General features: G+C 59.1%; 19 protein-coding genes. 10 read left to right on the top strand and 9 right to left on the bottom strand.

All coding sequences use genetic code 11. The features are described from left to right. Nucleotides 1–140: 140 nt before the first annotated feature. On the bottom strand, nucleotides 141–1,340 hold the full coding sequence (gene tyrS, locus ACXR0M_RS23955; RefSeq protein WP_458834130.1) for a tyrosine--tRNA ligase: 1,200 nt from the start codon (nucleotides 1,338–1,340) through the stop codon (nucleotides 141–143). A 212-nt stretch (nucleotides 1,341–1,552) separates the two neighbouring features. Here tyrS and ACXR0M_RS23950 point away from each other — a divergent pair, with 212 nt between their 5' ends. Both ACXR0M_RS23950 and ACXR0M_RS23945 read left to right on the top strand, forming a co-directional pair. Next, nucleotides 1,553–2,977 carry a peptidoglycan DD-metalloendopeptidase family protein gene (locus ACXR0M_RS23950; RefSeq protein WP_458834129.1) on the top strand — a complete coding sequence of 475 codons (1,425 nt, stop codon included), beginning with the start codon at nucleotides 1,553–1,555 and terminating at the stop codon, nucleotides 2,975–2,977. A gap of 3 nt (nucleotides 2,978–2,980) precedes the next feature. Next, nucleotides 2,981–4,072 (top strand): anhydro-N-acetylmuramic acid kinase, encoded by a 1,092-nt coding sequence (locus ACXR0M_RS23945; protein WP_458834128.1) that lies wholly within the window; start codon nucleotides 2,981–2,983, stop codon nucleotides 4,070–4,072. Nucleotides 4,073–4,148: 76 nt separating this feature from the next. Here the strand turns inward: ACXR0M_RS23945 and erpA are convergent, their stop codons facing one another. Both erpA and argC read right to left on the bottom strand, forming a co-directional pair. Then, nucleotides 4,149–4,499: an iron-sulfur cluster insertion protein ErpA gene (gene erpA, locus ACXR0M_RS23940; protein WP_003228776.1), complete on the bottom strand. Its 351-nt coding sequence runs from the start codon at nucleotides 4,497–4,499 to the stop codon at nucleotides 4,149–4,151. A gap of 154 nt (nucleotides 4,500–4,653) precedes the next feature. Then, on the bottom strand, nucleotides 4,654–5,688 hold the full coding sequence (gene argC / locus ACXR0M_RS23935; protein ID WP_458834127.1) for an N-acetyl-gamma-glutamyl-phosphate reductase: 1,035 nt from the start codon (nucleotides 5,686–5,688) through the stop codon (nucleotides 4,654–4,656). Between the two features lie 135 nt (nucleotides 5,689–5,823). Between argC and hemJ the strand changes: the two genes are divergently transcribed. The 6 genes from hemJ to coq7 all read left to right on the top strand — a co-directional run bounded on the left by hemJ (nucleotide 5,824) and on the right by coq7 (nucleotide 10,429). Then, nucleotides 5,824–6,252: a protoporphyrinogen oxidase HemJ gene (gene hemJ, locus ACXR0M_RS23930; protein WP_458834126.1), complete on the top strand. Its 429-nt coding sequence runs from the start codon at nucleotides 5,824–5,826 to the stop codon at nucleotides 6,250–6,252. Nucleotides 6,253–6,285: 33 nt separating this feature from the next. Continuing rightward, a complete protein-coding gene (locus tag ACXR0M_RS23925; protein WP_458834125.1) occupies nucleotides 6,286–7,254 on the top strand; it encodes an NAD(P)H-dependent flavin oxidoreductase in 969 nt (322 codons plus the stop codon). Between the two features lie 77 nt (nucleotides 7,255–7,331). Further along, entirely contained in the window at nucleotides 7,332–8,282 is a 951-nt protein-coding gene (locus tag ACXR0M_RS23920; RefSeq protein WP_458834124.1) for a DUF805 domain-containing protein, read from the top strand. A gap of 61 nt (nucleotides 8,283–8,343) precedes the next feature. Beyond that, the gene (locus tag ACXR0M_RS23915; protein ID WP_458834123.1) at nucleotides 8,344–9,132 is read left to right on the top strand and encodes an SDR family NAD(P)-dependent oxidoreductase; all 789 of its coding nucleotides are present in this window, start codon (nucleotides 8,344–8,346) and stop codon (nucleotides 9,130–9,132) included. Nucleotides 9,133–9,212: 80 nt separating this feature from the next. Further along, nucleotides 9,213–9,551 (top strand): histidine triad nucleotide-binding protein, encoded by a 339-nt coding sequence (locus ACXR0M_RS23910; protein WP_217829613.1) that lies wholly within the window; start codon nucleotides 9,213–9,215, stop codon nucleotides 9,549–9,551. A gap of 230 nt (nucleotides 9,552–9,781) precedes the next feature. Beyond that, the gene (gene coq7, locus ACXR0M_RS23905; protein ID WP_027610738.1) at nucleotides 9,782–10,429 is read left to right on the top strand and encodes a 2-polyprenyl-3-methyl-6-methoxy-1,4-benzoquinone monooxygenase; all 648 of its coding nucleotides are present in this window, start codon (nucleotides 9,782–9,784) and stop codon (nucleotides 10,427–10,429) included. A 119-nt stretch (nucleotides 10,430–10,548) separates the two neighbouring features. On the opposite strand, the gene speD is transcribed toward coq7, so the two are convergent. Beyond that, nucleotides 10,549–11,343 carry an adenosylmethionine decarboxylase gene (gene speD, locus ACXR0M_RS23900; RefSeq protein WP_458834122.1) on the bottom strand — a complete coding sequence of 265 codons (795 nt, stop codon included), beginning with the start codon at nucleotides 11,341–11,343 and terminating at the stop codon, nucleotides 10,549–10,551. 237 nt (nucleotides 11,344–11,580) lie between these two features. After that, on the bottom strand, nucleotides 11,581–12,003 hold the full coding sequence (locus ACXR0M_RS23895) for an OsmC family protein (RefSeq protein WP_458834121.1): 423 nt from the start codon (nucleotides 12,001–12,003) through the stop codon (nucleotides 11,581–11,583). Nucleotides 12,004–12,240: 237 nt separating this feature from the next. Here ACXR0M_RS23895 and crp point away from each other — a divergent pair, with 237 nt between their 5' ends. Next, on the top strand, nucleotides 12,241–12,885 hold the full coding sequence (gene crp, locus ACXR0M_RS23890; protein WP_458834120.1) for a cAMP-activated global transcriptional regulator CRP: 645 nt from the start codon (nucleotides 12,241–12,243) through the stop codon (nucleotides 12,883–12,885). Nucleotides 12,886–12,895: 10 nt separating this feature from the next. On the opposite strand, the gene ACXR0M_RS23885 is transcribed toward crp, so the two are convergent. From ACXR0M_RS23885 to ACXR0M_RS23870, 4 genes are all read right to left on the bottom strand, one after another. Continuing rightward, the gene (locus ACXR0M_RS23885; protein WP_458834119.1) at nucleotides 12,896–13,594 is read right to left on the bottom strand and encodes a lipoate--protein ligase family protein; all 699 of its coding nucleotides are present in this window, start codon (nucleotides 13,592–13,594) and stop codon (nucleotides 12,896–12,898) included. A 133-nt stretch (nucleotides 13,595–13,727) separates the two neighbouring features. Beyond that, nucleotides 13,728–14,564 (bottom strand): indole-3-glycerol phosphate synthase TrpC, encoded by an 837-nt coding sequence (gene trpC / locus ACXR0M_RS23880; RefSeq protein ID WP_458834118.1) that lies wholly within the window; start codon nucleotides 14,562–14,564, stop codon nucleotides 13,728–13,730. Further along, on the bottom strand, nucleotides 14,561–15,610 hold the full coding sequence (trpD, locus tag ACXR0M_RS23875; RefSeq protein WP_458834117.1) for an anthranilate phosphoribosyltransferase: 1,050 nt from the start codon (nucleotides 15,608–15,610) through the stop codon (nucleotides 14,561–14,563). Before trpD ends, trpC begins: the two co-directional genes overlap by 4 nt. Nucleotides 15,611–15,619: 9 nt before the next feature. Further along, nucleotides 15,620–16,213, bottom strand: a complete 594-nt coding sequence (locus ACXR0M_RS23870; RefSeq protein WP_458834116.1) for an aminodeoxychorismate/anthranilate synthase component II — start codon at nucleotides 16,211–16,213, stop codon at nucleotides 15,620–15,622. A 407-nt stretch (nucleotides 16,214–16,620) separates the two neighbouring features. On the opposite strand from ACXR0M_RS23870, the gene estP reads away from it, so the two are divergent. Next, nucleotides 16,621–18,531, top strand: coding sequence for an esterase EstP (estP, locus tag ACXR0M_RS23865; protein WP_458834115.1), 1,911 nt, complete (start codon nucleotides 16,621–16,623; stop codon nucleotides 18,529–18,531). Nucleotides 18,532–18,593: the final 62 nt, after the last annotated feature.

Here is an 18,593-nt window from a genome sequence, read left to right as displayed (position 1 = left end):
CACGCTTCGATGAACTGAAGCAAGCCGCTGTCGAAAACTGCGCAACTCATTGAATCTCAAGGAGTTTTCCGTTTCAACTGCGCCGGAAGTGGGGCGAATTATAGACCTCTAGAATTCGCCGTCAACCCCTATTTCAAAATTTACTCAGATTTCAACGTGATACGTGCAAATGCCTTTTTGCCCGCCTGGCAAACGTGAGTCGTGCCCAGTACATATATAAAGGAGCGATCTACCACCTCACCATCAACACGCACACCACCGGAAGCCAGCAGATCGCGCGCCGCTGCCGAGTTCTTCACCAGGCCTGCCTTATTAAGCACCGCGGCAATTGGCATATCTTCAGCAGAAGCCAGTTCGATCTCTGGCAGATCATCCGGCAGCTCACCATCCTTCATACGATTGCCCGCAGCACGATGAGCATTGGCAGCTGCTTCCTCACCATGGAAGCGCGCAACGATTTCTTCCGCCAGCTTGATCTTGATGTCGCGCGGGTTAGCCCCCGCCTCTACATCCACACGGAAAGCATTGATCTCGTCCATCGAGCGGAAGCTGAGCAGCTCAAAGTAACGCCACATCAAGGCATCCGGGATCGAAACCAGCTTGCCATACATCACACCTGGCGCTTCCTGGATACCGACGTAGTTGCCCAACGACTTGGACATCTTCTTCACGCCATCCAGCCCCTCGAGCAAAGGCATGGTCAGAATGCATTGAGCCTCCTGACCATAACCACGCTGCAGCTCACGCCCCATCAGCAAGTTAAACTTCTGATCGGTACCACCCAACTCGACATCCGCACGCAGCGCGACCGAGTCGTAGCCCTGTACGAGTGGATAGAGGAACTCATGGATCGCGATCGGCTGATTGGTGGTATAGCGCTTGTCGAAGTCATCGCGCTCGAGCATGCGGGCGACGGTGTATTGCGAAGTCAGACGAATGAAATCAGCCGGCCCCATCTGATCCATCCAAGTGGAGTTGAACGCAACTTCGGTTTTGGCCGGATCAAGAATCTTGAATACTTGGGATTTGTAAGTCTCGGCATTTTCCAAGACCTGCTCGCGCGTCAGCGGAGGACGAGTAGCGCTCTTGCCGCTCGGATCACCGATCATCCCGGTGAAGTCACCAATAAGGAAGATCACCTGATGCCCCAGCTCCTGGAACTGGCGCAGCTTATTAATAAGCACGGTGTGACCCAGGTGCAGATCCGGAGCGGTTGGATCGAAACCAGCCTTGATACGCAGCGGCTGGCCGCGCTTGAGCTTCTCGATCAGCTCGGACTCGACCAATAGTTCTTCCGCACCACGTTTAATCAGCGCTAGCTGCTCTTCAACCGACTTCATAACAGACCCGCAAGGCTCAGATTCAAAGGGAACCAACCATACAAGATCGTGCACCAATTACAAGTTTTGCCCGGCGCACGGACACCAATCTACAGGCAGGGCGTCTGCAGACTTGCTTCGGGGATGATTTGGTTATATTTTATACAGTTATTTCATCTTCATCATGTCATTCATCTTTTCCAATTCATCTTTTTTCAAAGTCAAAATTACTTATGACCACTGAACCGTCTAAAGCGCCACCGCTTTACCCGAAGACCCACCTGCTCGCCGCAAGTGGAATCGCCGCCCTTCTCAGCCTGGCGCTCCTGGTATTTCCTTCCAGTGATGTTGAAGCCAAAAAGACAACTCTGAGCCTTGAACTGGAAAGCCCTGCTGAACAACTGACACAAGATCAAGACGCTGCTGACGCGGCCCAAGCCACAAATGAGCCAGTGGCCTCGCCCTTCGCCCAGATTGAAAACAGTACCGAAGACACCACGAAAACCGCTGAAACCGCGCCAGCGCCCGCTCCAGTTGCCGAGAAAGCAAAAGCCCCGGGCCACCGCGAAGTCCTCGTCGCCAAAGGCGATACGCTCTCCACATTGTTCGAGAAAGTCGGGCTGCCCTCCGCTGCCGTGCATGAAGTCCTGGCCAGCGACAAACAGGCCAAACAGTTCAGCCAGCTCAAGCACGGCCAGAAACTTGAATTCGAACTCAACCCGCAAGGCGAACTGACCAGCCTGCACAGCAAGGTCAGCGACGTCGAAACCATCACCCTGACCAAGAATGACAAGGGTTATGCGTTTAACCGGGTGACCGCCAAACCTACCGTTCGCACCGCTTATGTCCACGGCGTCATCAATAGCTCGCTGTCACAATCCGCTGCACGTGCCGGCCTCTCGCATAGCCTGACCATGGACATGGCCAGCGTCTTCGGCTACGACGTCGACTTCGCTCAGGACATTCGCCAGGGCGACGAATTCGATGTGATCTACGAGCAGAAAGTGGTCAACGGCAAAGCCGTCGGCACAGGCCCTATCCTGTCTGCGCGCTTCACCAACCGCGGCAAGACCTACACCGCCGTTCGCTACACCAACAAACAAGGCAACAGCAGCTACTACACCGCCGATGGCAACAGCATGCGCAAGGCGTTCATCCGCACTCCGGTGGACTTTGCCCGCATCAGCTCGAAGTTCTCCATGGGCCGCAAACACCCGATCCTCAACAAGATCCGCGCTCACAAAGGCGTCGATTACGCAGCGCCGCGCGGCACGCCGATCAAAGCGGCTGGCGACGGTAAAGTGCTCCTGGCCGGTCGCCGCGGCGGCTACGGCAACACTGTGATCATTCAACACGGCAACACCTACCGTACGCTCTACGGGCACATGCAGGGCTTCGCCAAAGGCGTGAAGACAGGTGGCACCGTCAAGCAGGGCCAGGTGATCGGTTATATCGGTACTACCGGTCTGTCCACCGGCCCGCACTTGCACTATGAGTTCCAGGTCAACGGCGTTCACGTCGACCCACTGGGCCAGAAGCTGCCAATGGCCGATCCGATCGCCAAGTCCGAGCGCGCGCGCTTCCTTGCACAGAGCCAGCCGCTGATGGCGCGCATGGACCAAGAGAAGGCCACCATGCTGGCTTCGAGCAAGCGTTAAGCTATGGCCCTCTATATCGGTGTGATGTCCGGAACCAGCCTCGATGGACTGGACATCGCCCTGATCGAACAAACCTCGGCGATCAGGTTGATCGCCACACACTACATCCCCATGCCAGACACCCTGCGCGCCGAGCTCCTGAGCTTGTGCGCCAGCGGCCCCGACGAAATCGCCCGCTCGGCAATTGCCCAGCAACACTGGGTGGAACTTGCCGCACAGGGTATCCATGCCCTGCTCGGCCAGCAGCAGCTCAAGCCGGAAGCCATTCGCGCCATCGGCAGCCACGGACAAACCATTCGCCATGAGCCCGCTCGCGGTTTCACCGTGCAGATTGGCAATCCTGCGCTGCTCACTGAGCTGACCGGCATCACCGTGGTCAGCGATTTCCGTAGCCGCGATGTGGCCGCCGGCGGCCAAGGCGCCCCGCTGGTGCCTGCCTTTCACGAGGCTTTATTCGAAGAGCATAGCGGTAACCGTGCGGTCTTGAATGTCGGCGGTTTCAGCAACCTCAGTCTGATTGAGTCGACCAAGCCTGTAGCCGGTTTCGACTGCGGACCTGGGAATGTGCTGATGGATGCCTGGATTCACCAGCAACGGGGCGAGAACTACGATCGCAACGGCCAATGGGCAGCCACCGGCGCTGTCGAGCCGGCCTTGCTGAAAGCACTGCTCAGCGACCCGTTCTTCGTGACCAAAGGCCCGAAAAGTACTGGCCGCGAAGTGTTCAACCTGCCATGGCTGGAACAGCACCTCTCAAGGTTGCCGGCCTTTGCTGCGCAAAACGTCCAGGCAACGCTGCTGGAATTGACGGCACTGACCATCGTCGAGTCGCTGCAAAGCGCTCAGGCCGATACCCGAGAGATGCTGGTCTGTGGCGGTGGTGCGCACAATGCGACATTGATGAAGCGCCTGGCAGACCTGCTACCCAATACAATTGTTGCCAGTACCGCCAGCCACGGCGTCGATCCCGACTGGGTCGAGGCCATGGCCTTCGCCTGGCTGGCTCACTGCTGCCTCGAAGGCATTGCCGCCAACCGGCCGAGCGTCACCGGTGCCAAAGGCCTGCGCGTGCTCGGCGCGATCTATCCCAAATAAGCAAAATTCAGGCAACAAAAAAACGCCGCAGAACCGGAAAGCTCTGCGGCGTTTTGTTGTCTGCGGCGAGGTGCGATCAGATCGAGAACGAAGAGCCGCAACCACAGGTCGTGGTCGCGTTCGGGTTCTTGATCACGAAGCGCGAACCTTCCAGACCTTCCTGGTAGTCGACTTCGGCACCGGCCAGGTACTGGAAGCTCATCGGATCCACCACCAGGCTCACGCCTTCGCGCTCGACGATGGTATCGTCCTCGGCCACATCTTCATCGAAGGTGAAACCGTATTGAAACCCTGAACAACCGCCGCCCGTAACGAATACGCGCAGCTTCAAGCGATCATTCCCCTCTTCATCGACCAGGCTCTTCACCTTGTGCGCAGCACCTTGAGTGAATTGCAAAGCCGTGGGGGTGAAGGATTCGACGCTCATGCTGACTATCTCCCGGCGTTACGCCGCCATAATGCGTGATGACGCGCATTATCCGCTTGTCCTAGAAAATCGGTCAACTATTAGAGGAGCAGCGGCAAGCTTCAAGCTGTGAGCTTCAAGCTTGCCGCTCACCACTTGGAGCTTGCCGCTGCCCTTACGGCAGCATACCGGCATGAGACAAACCGAAGCGCTCGTCCAGCCCGAACAGAATGTTCATGTTCTGCACCGCCTGACCCGACGCCCCCTTGACCAGGTTGTCGATCACCGACAGCACCACGACCAGATCGCCATCCTGCGGACGGTGAACGGCGATGCGGCAGACGTTGGCACCGCGCACGCTGCGGGTCTCTGGATGGCTGCCGGCCGGCATCACATCGACGAACGGCTCGTTGGCATAACGCTTTTCGAACAGGGCCTGCAGATCCACCGCGCGATCGACCACGGTCGCGTAGAGCGTAGAGTGAATGCCACGGATCATCGGCGTCAGGTGCGGAACGAAGGTCAGGCCAACGTCTTTACCGGCAGCGCGACGCAGACCCTGGCGAATTTCAGGCAGATGGCGATGACCTTTCACCGCGTAAGCCTTCATGCTTTCCGACGTCTCGGAGTACAGCGAGCCTACAGAGGCACCGCGACCTGCACCGCTGACACCGGACTTGCAGTCAGCGATCAGACGCGAAGTATCAGCCAGACCCGCCTCAAGCAACGGCAGGAAACCCAGCTGAGTAGCGGTTGGATAGCAACCCGGAACGGCGATCAGGCGCGCCTTCTTGATCTGCTCGCGATTGACCTCCGGCAGACCGTAGACCGCTTCGTCCAACAGTTCTGGCGCACCGTGCGGCTGGCCGTACCACTTGGCCCACTCTTCAGCGTCTTGCAGGCGGAAGTCCGCCGAGAGGTCGATAACCTTGGTCCCCGCCGCCAGCAGCTCACCCGCCAGAGCATGGGCAACGCCGTGCGGCGTGGCGAAGAACACCACGTCGCATGCACCCAAGGTCTTGATGTCCGGCACGCTGAACGCCAGACCGTCGTAGTGGCCTCGCAGGTTCGGGTACATGTCAGCCACGGCCAGACCGGCCTCGGATCGGGAAGTGATCACCACCACTTCTGCCTGCGGATGCTGTGCCAACAGACGCAGCAGTTCGACACCGGTGTAACCCGTGCCGCCGACGATACCGACCTTGACCATAAACCTGCCCTCAACGAACCCACTGGAAAGCCGTCGATAATAGGGGCCGCGCGCGCCTGCGACAACCGTCAAGGTGACGTGCGGACGCTCAAGCCTCTACTATCCCGGCTACCGTGAACCTGGGAATAACCAAAAATGCTCTATCTATGGATCAAAGCGTTTCATATCGTCAGCATCGTGTGCTGGTTTGCCGGGCTGTTCTACCTGCCGCGACTGTTCGTTTATCACGCACAAAGTGCGGACGCGATCAGCCAGGAACGCTTCAGCATCATGGAGCGCAAGCTGTATCGCGGCATCATGGGTCCGGCGATGATCGCCACGCTGATTTTCGGTGGCTGGCTGATCTACCTCAATCCGGGCATCTTCAGCATGGGCGGCTGGATTCACGCCAAGCTGACCCTGGTGGTATTGCTGATCGGCTATCACCACATGTGCGGCGCGCAGGTAAAACGCTTCGCTCGTGGCGAGAACACCCGCAGCCATGTCTTTTATCGCTGGTTCAATGAAGTGCCGGTTCTGGTATTGCTGGCTATCGTAATTCTGGTCGTCGTCAAGCCGTTCTAACTTCTACAGGCCACACACTTCGGGGGATATTCAATGTCGCTGCCCGCTCTGCTCGAACAACGTCTGCGTCTGCCCGTCGTCGCGGCGCCGATGTTTCTGATTTCCAACCCGCAGTTGGTGCTTGCCTGCTGCCGCAACGGTGTGGTCGGCAGCTTTCCGGCCTTGAACCAGCGCGAAAGCAGTGGCTTCAAGGCCTGGCTGGAGGAGATAGAAGCGGGGCTGGCGACCCTGGACAATCCTGCGCCGTATGCAGTGAATCTGATTGTGCACAACAGCAACCCGCGCTTGCAGGCAGACTTGAATATCTGCGTCGAGCACAAGGTGCCGATTGTCATCACCAGCCTAGGAGCAGTGAAGGAGCTGGTCGACGCCGTGCACAGCTATGGCGGCCTGGTGTTCCACGATGTGACCACACGCCGCCACGCCGAGAAAGCAGCCGAGGCCGGGGTCGACGGTTTGATTGCCGTCGCGGCCGGCGCCGGTGGCCACGCGGGCACCTGGAGTCCGTTTGCGCTGATCGCCGAGATCCGTGAGTTCTTCGATAAAACCCTGCTGCTTGCCGGATGTCTTAACCACGGCCATGAGATTCTTGCCGCGCAACTGCTCGGTGCGGATTTGGCCTACTTCGGCACGCGATTTATCGGTACCAGCGAAAGCCATGCGCCTGACGCTTACAAGCAGATGCTGCTGACTGCCAAGGCGGCGGACATCATTCATACTCCGGCTGTCTCCGGAGTGCCGGCGAGTTTCATGCGCCAAAGCCTGGAGGCCGCAGGTTTCGACATGGCCGCCCTGCAAGGCAAGGGCGAAGTCAATTTCGGTGACAAGCTCAAACCGATCAATGATGAAGCCAAGGCCTGGAAGACCGTGTGGTCCGCCGGACAGGGCGTAGGGCAAATTGCTGATCTGCCTAGTGTGGATCAGTTGGTTGCCCGGCTCGACGCAGAATACCGTCAGGCGCAGGACCGCGCAGCGCAGTTGCCGAAACGCTGGCCGCGCTGAGAAAAACCTGGCCAGTCGCCGATCGGCTGACCTTACAATTCGAACTTCAATCAATTCGCGACAAGGATGCCTCGGCCATGAGCGAACCTCGTTACAAGATCGTTTTCGACGGCGCTCTACAGCCCGGTGTCGACCTCACCACTGCCAAGCTCAATCTGGCGGCGTTGTTCAAGAGCGATGTCGCCGACATCGAGCGCCTGTTCAACGGCAGCACCGTCGCCCTCAAGCGCGACCTGTCCCACAGTGATGCGCAGACCTATCTGCAAGCGCTGAGCAAGACCGGGATCGACGCGCGGATTGAGGCGCAAACACCAATCGAACTGAATCTGGCAGACGTGCACGAGCACCAGCCAGCGCCTGCCGAGCCCGCCTCCCCCTACGCACCACCACGCGCCAACGTTGGCGAAAACCTGCCGGCGTTCGCTGTGCTCAAGCCTTTCAGCGTCGAAGGCCGAATCGGACGTCTGCGGTTCCTGGCCTGGACGATGGTGTTGAGCCTGGTGTCCCTGCCGATCGTTGGCATATTCGCCCTGATCGGTCTCGGCTTGGTCAGCGACGACTCGACCACCGGGCTGATCATCGGCGGGATTGTTGCGTTCTTCCTGTTTATTGGCTTCATCATCGTCAGCATTCTGTTCAGCGTGCAGCGCCTGCACGACATCGGCTGGTCCGGCTGGCTGTGGCTGCTGAACCTGGTGCCTTTCGTGGGCAGCTTTTTCCCGCTGGTGATCATGGTCGTGCCGGGTAATACCGGCGCCAACCGCTACGGCCCACCGCCGCCACCCAACAGCACCGCAGTCAAAGTACTGTGCTCGTTGTGGATCGTGTTCTTCGCCCTGATATTTATTGGCGGCATGCTGGGCGGCATCTCGGCGATCCAGCAGGAATATGAAAGCAGTCTCGAGAGCAGCTATGAAAGCGGCTCGGTGACAACTGATGAAGTGGAAGTCGAGAGCGCACCCGCGGCGGATTCGGTGGACGATGCAGCCGAAGCGGCGCCGGCCCCTGTAGACTCTGCGAAAGAATGAACAACGCTCCCCGCCGTGACACCCGCGTCGCTGGCGCGCTGCTGTTGCGATGGAGAATTGCATGACCCGTTACGCTCTGATCACTGGCGCCTCCAGCGGCATCGGCCTGGCGATGGCTGAAGCGCTGGCCCGGCGCGGCCGCAGCCTGATTCTGGTGGCACGACAGCGTGATCAGCTGGAAAGCATCGCGATCGAACTGACCCAGCGCTTTGGCGTGGAGGTTTTATTCCGTGCCTGCGACCTCGGCGAGCCCTTGCGCCTGTCCGGGTTCCTGCTGGAGCTCGAAGAAGGCGACCGGCAGATCGATCTGCTGGTCAACTGCGCCGGTATCGGCACCTGCGGGCCGTTCCTGGCCCAGGACTGGATGACCGAGCAGGATCTGATCGAAGTCAACATTCTCGCCCTTACCCGCCTGTGCCACGCCATCGGCAACAGCATGGCGCTGCAGGGCGGCGGGCAGATCCTCAACGTCGCCTCGATGGCAGCGTTCAATCCCGGCCCATGGATGAGCACCTACTACGCCAGCAAGGCTTACGTGTTGCACTTTTCCGAAGCGCTGCGGGTTGAGCTGAAACAGAGCGCGGTCAAGGTATCAGTGCTTTGCCCCGGTCCGACCCGTACCGGTTTTTTCCGTACCGCGCAGCTCAATGACGACAAACTCAAGGACAGCAACTGGTTGATGAGCCCGGAGGAAGTTGCGCTGTACACCGTGCGTGCGCTGGAGAAAAACCGCGCAATCATCATTCCCGGCCGACGCAACCGCTGGCTGGCCTTCCTGCCGCGCCTCGGTTCGCGCTGGCTCAACCGCACCATCGTCGGCATGCTCAACAAGGCTTACTGCCCGCGCTGAATGGTCCTACGGCAAATCACTGGGCGCAGGCATTTCCCATGAGTACACTCAGGCCAGCCCCCACAACGGAGAAAACAGCAGTGGATACTCTGTTCACCAAGATCATCAACCGGGAGATTCCGGCCAGGATCATTTATGAGGACGACCAGGTTCTGGCGTTCCACGACATCGCCCCTCAGGCACCCGTGCATTTTCTGGTGATCCCGAAGAAACCGGTGCGCACCCTCAACGACCTGACCGAAGATGACAAGGCACTGGCCGGGCATATTCTGTTCACCGCCCAGCGGCTGGCGCTGGAGCTGGGCTGCGAAGAAGGCTTCCGCGTGGTGATGAACTGCAATGAAAAAGGTGGGCAGACCGTCTATCACATTCATATGCACGTACTGGGTCAGCGCCAGATGAACTGGCCACCGGGCTAAGATTCACCGACCAGTTCTGCGTTTTGTTACCTGTAGGAGCTGCCGAAGGCTGCGATCTTTTGACGTTGGCTTTTGACAACCAAAGCAAGATCAAAAGATCGCAGCCTTCGGCAGCTCCTACATAAGACACATCAAGCGGATCAAGCAGATCCAGCGCGACATGACCCAGCGCAAACCTTCCCCGGCCGATTCGGTTAAACTGATCGCCGAGATTTTTCCCGGAGGTCAGCATGACTACCCAACGTCACTACTCGCCGATTGACCGTCTTCTGCTGCAAGCCGATGCCGCGATGCGCACCCTGTTGCCCTTCAGCGGCCAGCCTTACCGCCCGTCGCCAGCGATCGTGCAGCCGGACGTGCAGATGAGCGACGAGGACACCCGTCATGTCGCCGGTCTGATGCGCATCAACCATACCGGCGAAGTCTGCGCCCAGGCGCTGTATCAAGGGCAGGCGCTGACGGCCAAGTTGCCGCAGGTGCGTGCTGCCATGGAGCACGCCGCCGAAGAAGAAATCGATCATCTGGTGTGGTGCGAGCAGCGCATTCACCAATTGGGCAGCCACACCAGCGTGCTCAATCCGCTGTTCTATGGCATGTCGTTCGGCATTGGCGCGGTGGCCGGTCTGATCAGTGACAAGGTCAGCCTTGGTTTTGTCGCCGCCACCGAGCATCAGGTGTGCAAACACTTGAACGAGCACCTGGAACAATTGCCGGCCGAGGACGAGAAGTCCCGGGCGATTCTGGAGCAGATGCGCATCGATGAAGAACATCATGCGGAGAGTGCACTGGATGCCGGTGGTTTCCGTTTTCCGGCGCCGGTGAAGTTCGGGATGAGTCTGTTGGCGAAGGTGATGACCAAGAGTACCTACAGGATCTGACGTTCGCGTCGTCTGGTAGAGCCTGTTCGCGAGCAGGCTCGCTCCTAAAGTGTTCTGTATTTCGGCAATAAAAAAGGCGACTACCGCAAAGTAGTCGCCTTTTTTTGTGCCTGGGAATCTTACGCCGGCATGTTGCGCGCGTAGAAGATTTCCAGCATTTCGTGTTTCACACGCTCGGTCACCTGAGCACGTTGCTCGGAGGACAGGTTACTGGTGGCGTCACCGAACAGGTAATTATCCAGTTCGAAGTTCTTCAGCAGCATTTTGGTGTGGAACAGGTTTTCCTGGTACACGTTCACGTCGGTCATCTGGTACGCGTCGCGGGTGTCTTCGGACAGGTAGTTCTGGATCGAGTTGATCTCGTGGTCGATGAAGTGCTTGTTGCCTTCAACGTCACGGGTGAAGCCGCGCACACGATAATCCACAGTCACGATGTCCGAATCGAACTGGTGAATGAGGAAGTTGAGCGCTTTAAGCGGTGAAATGACACCACAGGTCGACACGTCGATATCCACACGGAACGTCGCGATACCGTCGTCCGGATGGATTTCCGGGTAGGTATGTACCGTGATGTGGCTCTTGTCGAGGTGGGCAAGGATGATTTCGGGCAATGGACCCGGGGATTCTTCGATCTGGCTGTCAGTCGGGGTCACCGGCTCTTCCGAGATCAGAATCGTGACGCTGGCACCCTGAGGCTCATAATTCTGACTGGCGATGTTCAGAATGTTGGCACCAATGATTTCGACAACTTCCGTGAGGATCTGCGTCAGGCGTTCGGCGTTGTACTCTTGATTGATGTACTCGACGTAAGCCTGCTGGTCTTGCGGGGTCTCCGCGTAGCAGATGTCATAGATGTTGAAGCTCAAGGTCTTTGTCAGGTTATTGAACCCGTGGAGCTTGAGTTTGCTTTTCACCGTTAAAAACTCTCTATGTATGCGGCGCTGCCGCGTGATCAAGCATGCCCGTCAAATGCGAACAACGCACCTGCGTAGGACGGTTAACACCTCTTCGCGATGGCGATTTTGGTTATCTGTTCAGGCGGATGACCCGTCGGCCGACCGATCACTGCCCTGAAAAAAGTGGCGCATTATGCAGACGTCAGCGAGGGATCGCCAGAGTCTGCACTGCTTTTATGATAGTTGAATGTCGGTTCAACCGAGTTCGACGATTTCATAATCGTGGGTGATCGTCACGCCGGCCGCGCCGAGCATGATCGAGGCCGAGCAATACTTCTCGGCAGACAGTTCGATGGCACGCTTGACCTGAGCTTCTTTGAGGCCACGGCCCTTGACCACGAAGTGCATGTGGATCTTGGTAAACACCTTCGGATCCTCGGTCGCACGCTCGGCGTCGAGGAACGCTTCGCAGCTTTCAACGGCCTGACGCGACTTCTTCAGAATGCTGACCACATCGAAGTTGCTGCAACCGCCAACGCCGAGCAGGAGCATCTCCATCGGGCGAACACCCAGATTACGACCACCGGCGTCCGGCGGACCGTCCATGACCACGACATGACCGCTACCGGATTCGCCGAGGAACATGGCTTCGCCAGCCCATTGGATGCGTGCCTTCATCGCCAAGACTCCACTGTAGAAAAAAGGGTCGCCAGCTTAGCACAGGCCTTTGCTCCGGCAGCGCGCGGCGTTCCTAGGATGGATGCCGTTAATGCGTAGGTAATTTCTCGAATTTGCGACGAAGTGTCTGGTAAGCTGGCGCCAATTCGCTGGCGTCAATTGTCAGCCTGTGTAGCGACCGCCTCCGCGCCTCATAAAAAATCAAACATCACCGTGCAGTCTTTTCGGGATACAACCATGGTTGCTATTACCCCTACACCCAAAATCAAGAACCTCGACAAGCTGCTGATGCATTGCCAGCGCCGCCGTCACGCGGCCAAAAGCAACATCATCTGCGCGGGCGATCGCTCGGACACGCTGTACTTCATCATCAAAGGTTCGGTGACCATCCTGATCGAGGATGACGACGGTCGCGAAATGATCATCGCCTACCTCAATGCCGGGGATTTCTTCGGTGAGCTGGGCCTGTTCGAACAGGCTGGCCAGGAACAGCAACGCAGCGCCTGGGTGCGGGCCAAGGTCGAATGCGAAATCGCGGAAATCAGCTACGTGAAATTCCGCGAATTGTCACAGCAGGATCCAGACATTCTTTACGTCCTCAGCGGACAAATCGCACAACGTCTGCGCAATACCACGCGCAAGGTCGGCGACCTTGCATTCTTCGATGTCACTGGTCGCGTGGCCCGCTGCCTGCTGGAGCTGTGCAAGCAGCCCGACGCGATGACCCATCCGGACGGCATGCAGATCAAGGTGACCCGTCAGGAAATCGGGCGGATTGTCGGTTGTTCGCGGGAGATGGTCGGTCGGGTGCTCAAGGATCTGGAAGAGCGCAACCTGGTCAATGTGAAAGGCAAGACCATGGTGGTCTACGGTACCCGCTAAGCGCGCAACGTCAGGCGCTGTAGATTTGCGCCAGCATCAGACGAAACAATTCATCAAGGCGCGCTAGCGCATTGGGCGCGGCAAACTTCTCGTGCAAGGCGATGTGGCTGTCAGCCCGCACCCGCTGCTCCAGTTCGCAGGCTTGATTGAAGCGATTGACCGCGGCGACCATCGACTCGCGTTCGTTATCCACCAGCATCGCCCCGTGCACCAGGCCCACCGGACGTTGACCGCCCTGACTCTGGCGCCAGCGCTGGGCCGTGCCGACCATCTTGCGGCCATCGAGATTGACGTTGAAACGACCGTCGCAGAACGCGCCATCGATTTCACCCACTGACGAGGTGCCGCCCAGCACGTCGAGTAATTCGCAGATCGGGTCACACAAGCGCCGGTAGCCGGTTTCGATACGATTCAGATCGCCTTCGCTGCGGGGTGGGGCGTAGACCAGCGCGATGTTGATGGTGGCAGCGGATTGCGGCACCGGCTCGCCACCGGTTTCACGCAGCAGGACCGGCCAGCCGGCAGCAGCGGAAACTTCGCAGGCGTGATCGAAAGCGGGCAGGCGATTGAGGCGGCGGGGCATGACCAAGGCGCGATCGCTGGGCTGCCAGAACAACAGGCCGTATTCAGAGTCACCGGCGCAGACCGAGGCCAGCAAGTCCTGTTCGGCTTGCAGGCCGGCTTCGATGGGCAGCGAGACAGGGATCATAAGGTTTCCGTAGGACGTTCAGTCTGGGGTGAATCTTATGCAGTCATCGCGAGCAGGCTCACTCCTACAGGGAACGCATTCCAAGTGTAGGAGTGAGCCTGCTCGCGATGGCGTCGACTCGGTCTAACGCCAATCAGTCGAGGGTCGAACCACTGACAGCCCCACCACGCTCCGGGAAGAACAGCCGCTGCAATTCAGTCCCCGGATTTTCCGCGCGCATGAACGCTTCGCCTACCAGGAACGCGTAGACATCACTGATTTCCATCAGCTCGACATCGGCACGATTGAGGATACCGCTCTCGGTAACCACCAGACGATCGCGCGGAATGCGCGGCAGCAGGTCGAGGGTGGTTTCCAGGCTGACGTCGAACGTGTGCAGATTGCGGTTATTGACCCCGATCAGCGGCGTGTCGAGCGTCTTCAATGCACGCTCCAGCTCATCGCCGTCGTGCACTTCCACGAGCACATCGAGGCCGACGCCTTTGGCGACCGAAGCCAGCTCGGCCATTCTCACGTCGTCCAGCGCGGAGACGATCAACAGCACGCAGTCGGCGCCTAGTGCTCGGGCTTCGACGATCTGGTACGGATCGATCATGAAGTCCTTGCGGATCACCGGCAATTTGCACGCCGCACGCGCCTGCTGCAGGTAGGCATCGGCGCCCTGGAAGTAATCGACGTCGGTCAGTACCGACAGGCAGGTCGCCCCGCCCTTCTCATAGCTCTTGGCAATATCGGCAGGCACGAAGTGCTCGCGGATCACGCCTTTGCTCGGCGAGGCCTTCTTGATCTCGGCAATCACCGCTGGCTGCTTCTTCTTGGCCTGCGCCAGCAGTGCATGGGCAAAACCACGGGGTGCATCGGCCGCCTTGGCCAGACTTTCCAGCTCGCTCAGGCTGACGCGAGCACTGCGCTCGGCGACTTCCTGAACCTTGCGCGCCAGAATGTTTTCCAGAACCGTCGGTACACTCATCCCTCATTCTCCACTTTGAATACCGCGGTAAAGGCACCCAACTCCTCGAGTTTTTCCCGAGCAAGACCGGTATGCAGGGCGTCGTGCGCAAGCGCCACGCCTTCTTTCAAACTTGTGGCCAGGTCGGCGGCGTACAGCGCTGCACCGGCATTGAGCACAATCATCTCCGCGGCTTTCTGGCCGTTTTCGGTTTTGCGCTTGCCCAGTGCATCGCGGATCAGCGCCAGCGACGCTTCCGGACCTTCGACCGACAGGCCATGCAGGCTCTGGCTCTTCATGCCCAGATCTTCCGGCTCGACCCAATACTCGCTGATCTCGTTGTTTTTCAGCTCGGCGACATAGGTCGGTGCGGCCAGACTGAATTCGTCGAGACCGTCCTTGGAATGCACCACCAGCACGTGCTTGCTGCCCAGACGTTGCAAGACTTCGGCCAATGGCCGGCACAGGGCCTGGGTGAACACGCCCACCACCTGATGTTTCACACCGGCCGGATTCGTAAGCGGGCCGAGCATGTTGAACAGCGTACGCAGGCCGAGATCGCGACGCGGGCCGGCGGCGTACTTCATGGCTTTGTGATGGGTCTGGGCAAACATGAAACCGATGCCGACGTTGTCGATGCAACGGGCCACCTGCACGGGTGTCAGGTTCAGGTAGATGCCGGCAGCTTCGAGCAAGTCGGCGCTGCCGCTCTTGCCCGAGACTGCGCGGTTGCCGTGCTTGGCCACGGTGCAACCGGCTGCCGCGACGACAAAGGATGAAGCTGTCGACACGTTGAAGATGTTCGCACCGTCACCGCCGGTGCCGACTACATCAACCACGCCATCGAGGGTCTTGAGTTCAACCTGATCGGCCAGCTCGCGCATCACCGACACCGCGCCGACGATTTCGTCGATGCTCTCGCTCTTCATGCGCATGGCCATCATGAACGCGCCGATCTGCGCGTCGGTGCATTGGCCGGTCATGATTTCGCGCATCACGTCGCGCATTTCTTCGGTGCTGAGATCGAGGTGATCGACGATACGGCTCAGGGCTGTCTTGATGTTCATGGGAAGTCCTTAGCGCGTGCCGCCGGTTTGTTTGAGGAAGTTGGCAAACAGTTCATGACCCTGCTCAGTCAGGATCGACTCGGGGTGGAACTGTACGCCCTCAATGTTCAGGGTTTTGTGCCGCAGGCCCATGATTTCGTCGACGCTGCCGTCTTCGTGTCGGGTCCACGCGGTCAGCTCCAGGCAGTCTGGCAACGTATCGTGCTTGACGATCAGCGAGTGGTAGCGGGTGACCGTCAGCGGATGATTCAGACCGGCGAAAACGCCCTTGTCCTCATGGAATACCGGGCTAGTCTTACCGTGCATCACCTGACGGGCGCGCACCACGTCGCCGCCGAAGGCCTGACCGATGGACTGGTGGCCCAGGCATACGCCGAGGATCGGCAGTTTGCCGGCGAAGTGTTTGATCGCGTCGATGGAGATGCCGGCTTCGCTCGGCGTGCACGGGCCCGGGGAAACCACGATGCGCTCCGGGTTGAGCGCTTCGATTTCGGCGATGGTCAGCTCGTCGTTGCGCACGACCTTGACCTCGGCACCCAGCTCGCCGAGGTATTGCACAACGTTGTAAGTAAAGGAGTCGTAGTTGTCGATCATCAGCAACATGGCGTTTCGAACCTCTTGAATTCTGACTTGAAGACAGCCTTCAGATGACTTGCCCGCAGGGCGCTGCACGATGTCGGACGCGCAGAGGGCGTCGGCACAGCGGCATTTCAAACGGGCAAGGAAGGCAAAGCGATACAGATCCGGCCGGGCCGGCAGAAAAGATTCAGGCGCGCCAACGCCAACGGGCGTGTGCCTTGATGACTTGATCCAGAAGTTTGCTGACGATCAACACGGGGAAGGTCTCGTTCATACGTTTCGGCACAGTAACTTAGCTGAGCAGAGCGTGCAATATGGCGGGGCTGGCAGGGGATCAAACTTTGCGAAGGTTCACGACCGATGGCAAAACGCCGGAAGTTTTTGGTACTGTCGTTTCGTTCACCGACAACAATAAATAAACGGACTTGCACATGATCAAACAGACGTTGTTTGTACCGCTCGCCGGATGCCTGCTCGCCATGGCATGCGCCCAGGCTTACGCAGCACCCGCGCCCTACTCCAATTTCATTGTTTTCGGCGACAGCCTGAACGACGCCGGGACCTTCAGGGACACCGGCGGTCCGGCCGGCGCCACTCAGCGCTACACCAACCGCACCGGCCCGTTGTACAAGGATGGCACCGGGGAAAACCGCAACCTCAACGCCACCCAGATCATCGGTGGCAAACTGGGCTTCAGTCCGGATCAGACCGCTTCCTCGTCGTCGGCCGTGCGTGCCGGTGAAGGTCTGGCCGATGGCAATAACTGGGCGGTGGGCGGGTACCGTACCGACCAGATTCTCGATTCGATCACCACCCAGTCCGCCACCGGTGAACGCACCCGCAGCGGTTACCTGCCGTCGAACGGCTTCCGTGCCGACCCGAATGCCCTGTATTACCTGTCCGGTGGCGGTAACGACTTCCTTCAGGGCCGCATACTCAGCCCCGATCAGGCCAGCGCGGCGGCCGATCGGCTGGCCGACAGTGCACGCACGCTGCAAGGCGCCGGCGCCAAATACATCATGGTCTGGCTGTTGCCGGACATCGGCCTGACCCCGGCAATCAACGGTTCGCCGCTGCAGTCATTCACCTCGCAGCTCAGCGAACGCTTCAACACTGAACTGGTCAGCCAGTTGCAGGGCATCAACGCCGAAATCATTCCGCTGAACATTCCTGCGTTGCTCAAAGAGTCTTTCGCCAATCCGGCACAGTTCGGCCTCGCCACGGACCAGAATCTGACCGCCACCTGCTTCAGCGGCAACAGTTGCACGGAAAACGCCCGATACGGCATCAACAGCGCTACCCCGGACCCAACCAAGCTGATCTATAACGACGCGGTGCACCCGACCGAAACCGGTCAGCGCCTGATCGCCGATTACGCCTACTCGCTACTGGCGGCGCCTTGGGAGCTGACCCTGCTGCCGGAAATGGCCCAGGGTTCGTTGCGCGCGCATCAGGATGAGCTGCGCAACCAATGGCTGGCGGACTGGCAAAACTGGCAGGCGGTCGGCCAATGGCGCGCCATCGTCGCCGGTGGCGGACAACACCAGGACTTCGACGGTCAGCACAGCGCAGTCAGCGCCGACGGCAATGGCTACAACCTGAACATCGGCGGCAGCTATCGCCTCAACGAAGCCTGGCGTGTCGGTGTGGCCGCAGGTTTCTATAACCAGAAACTCGAAGCCGGTGAAGCCGACTCGGAATACAAACTCAATTCCTACATGGGTACCGCGTTCGCCCAGTACCAGCAGAATCGCTGGTGGGGTGATCTGGCGATGACTGCTGGCAAACTCGACTACGACAGCCTCAAACGCAAGTTCCAGCTCGGGGTCAACGAGCGCGGGGAGAAAGGCGATACCGACGGCTACGTGTTGGCGATCAGCGGCCGTCTCGGCTACGACATCGCGCAGCAGGCCAGCAGCCCGTGGCACCTGTCGCCATTCGTCAGCGCCGATTTCGGCAAGACCGAGGTCGATGGTTACTCGGAAAAAGGCGCGGACTCCACAGCGCTGACCTTCGATGACCAGTCGCGCAACTCACGGCGGCTGGGCGTGGGTATCCAGGGCAAATACCAGATCACCGCGCAGACCGAAGTGTTCGGCGAGTTCGCTCACGAGCGTGAGTACAACGATGAGCGGCAAGACCTGACCATCAATCTCAACAGCCTGCCGGGCAACCGTTTCACCCTCGAAGGCTACGAGCCGCAGACCAACCTCAATCGCCTGAACCTTGGCGTGAGCCACAAGCTCACTCAGGACCTGGCCCTGCGCGCCAGCTACAACGTGCGCAAGGATGATGACTTTACCCAGCAAGGGGTGAACGTCGGGGTCAGCCTGGACTTCTGAGGCTGAAAGCAAAGATCGCAGGCTGCGCCAGCTCCTGCAGAAGTTGCGCAGATACAAAAAAA

It is taken from the genome of Pseudomonas sp. Eth.TT006 (assembly GCF_054456575.1).
This window is presented reverse-complemented; position numbering and strand designations above follow the sequence as displayed.

Bases quoted from the DNA above. Each gene is read 5' to 3' on its own strand.
- ACXR0M_RS23920 (WP_458834124.1), top strand. From the start codon at position 7,332: ATGAGCGAACCTCGTTACAAGATCGTTTTCGACGGCGCTCTACAGCCC.
- ACXR0M_RS23925 (WP_458834125.1), top strand. From the start codon at position 6,286: ATGTCGCTGCCCGCTCTGCTCGAACAACGTCTGCGTCTGCCCGTCGTC.
- ACXR0M_RS23945 (WP_458834128.1), top strand. From the start codon at position 2,981: ATGGCCCTCTATATCGGTGTGATGTCCGGAACCAGCCTCGATGGACTG.
- ACXR0M_RS23885 (WP_458834119.1), bottom strand. From the start codon at position 13,594: ATGATCCCTGTCTCGCTGCCCATCGAAGCCGGCCTGCAAGCCGAACAG.
- estP (WP_458834115.1), top strand. From the start codon at position 16,621: ATGATCAAACAGACGTTGTTTGTACCGCTCGCCGGATGCCTGCTCGCC.
- tyrS (WP_458834130.1), bottom strand. From the start codon at position 1,340: ATGAAGTCGGTTGAAGAGCAGCTAGCGCTGATTAAACGTGGTGCGGAA.
- ACXR0M_RS23915 (WP_458834123.1), top strand. From the start codon at position 8,344: ATGACCCGTTACGCTCTGATCACTGGCGCCTCCAGCGGCATCGGCCTG.
- crp (WP_458834120.1), top strand. From the start codon at position 12,241: ATGGTTGCTATTACCCCTACACCCAAAATCAAGAACCTCGACAAGCTG.
- ACXR0M_RS23950 (WP_458834129.1), top strand. From the start codon at position 1,553: ATGACCACTGAACCGTCTAAAGCGCCACCGCTTTACCCGAAGACCCAC.
- ACXR0M_RS23895 (WP_458834121.1), bottom strand. From the start codon at position 12,003: ATGAAGGCACGCATCCAATGGGCTGGCGAAGCCATGTTCCTCGGCGAA.
- ACXR0M_RS23870 (WP_458834116.1), bottom strand. From the start codon at position 16,213: ATGTTGCTGATGATCGACAACTACGACTCCTTTACTTACAACGTTGTG.
- argC (WP_458834127.1), bottom strand. From the start codon at position 5,688: ATGGTCAAGGTCGGTATCGTCGGCGGCACGGGTTACACCGGTGTCGAA.
- trpC (WP_458834118.1), bottom strand. From the start codon at position 14,564: ATGAGTGTACCGACGGTTCTGGAAAACATTCTGGCGCGCAAGGTTCAG.
- hemJ (WP_458834126.1), top strand. From the start codon at position 5,824: ATGCTCTATCTATGGATCAAAGCGTTTCATATCGTCAGCATCGTGTGC.
- trpD (WP_458834117.1), bottom strand. From the start codon at position 15,610: ATGAACATCAAGACAGCCCTGAGCCGTATCGTCGATCACCTCGATCTC.
- coq7 (WP_027610738.1), top strand. From the start codon at position 9,782: ATGACTACCCAACGTCACTACTCGCCGATTGACCGTCTTCTGCTGCAA.
- erpA (WP_003228776.1), bottom strand. From the start codon at position 4,499: ATGAGCGTCGAATCCTTCACCCCCACGGCTTTGCAATTCACTCAAGGT.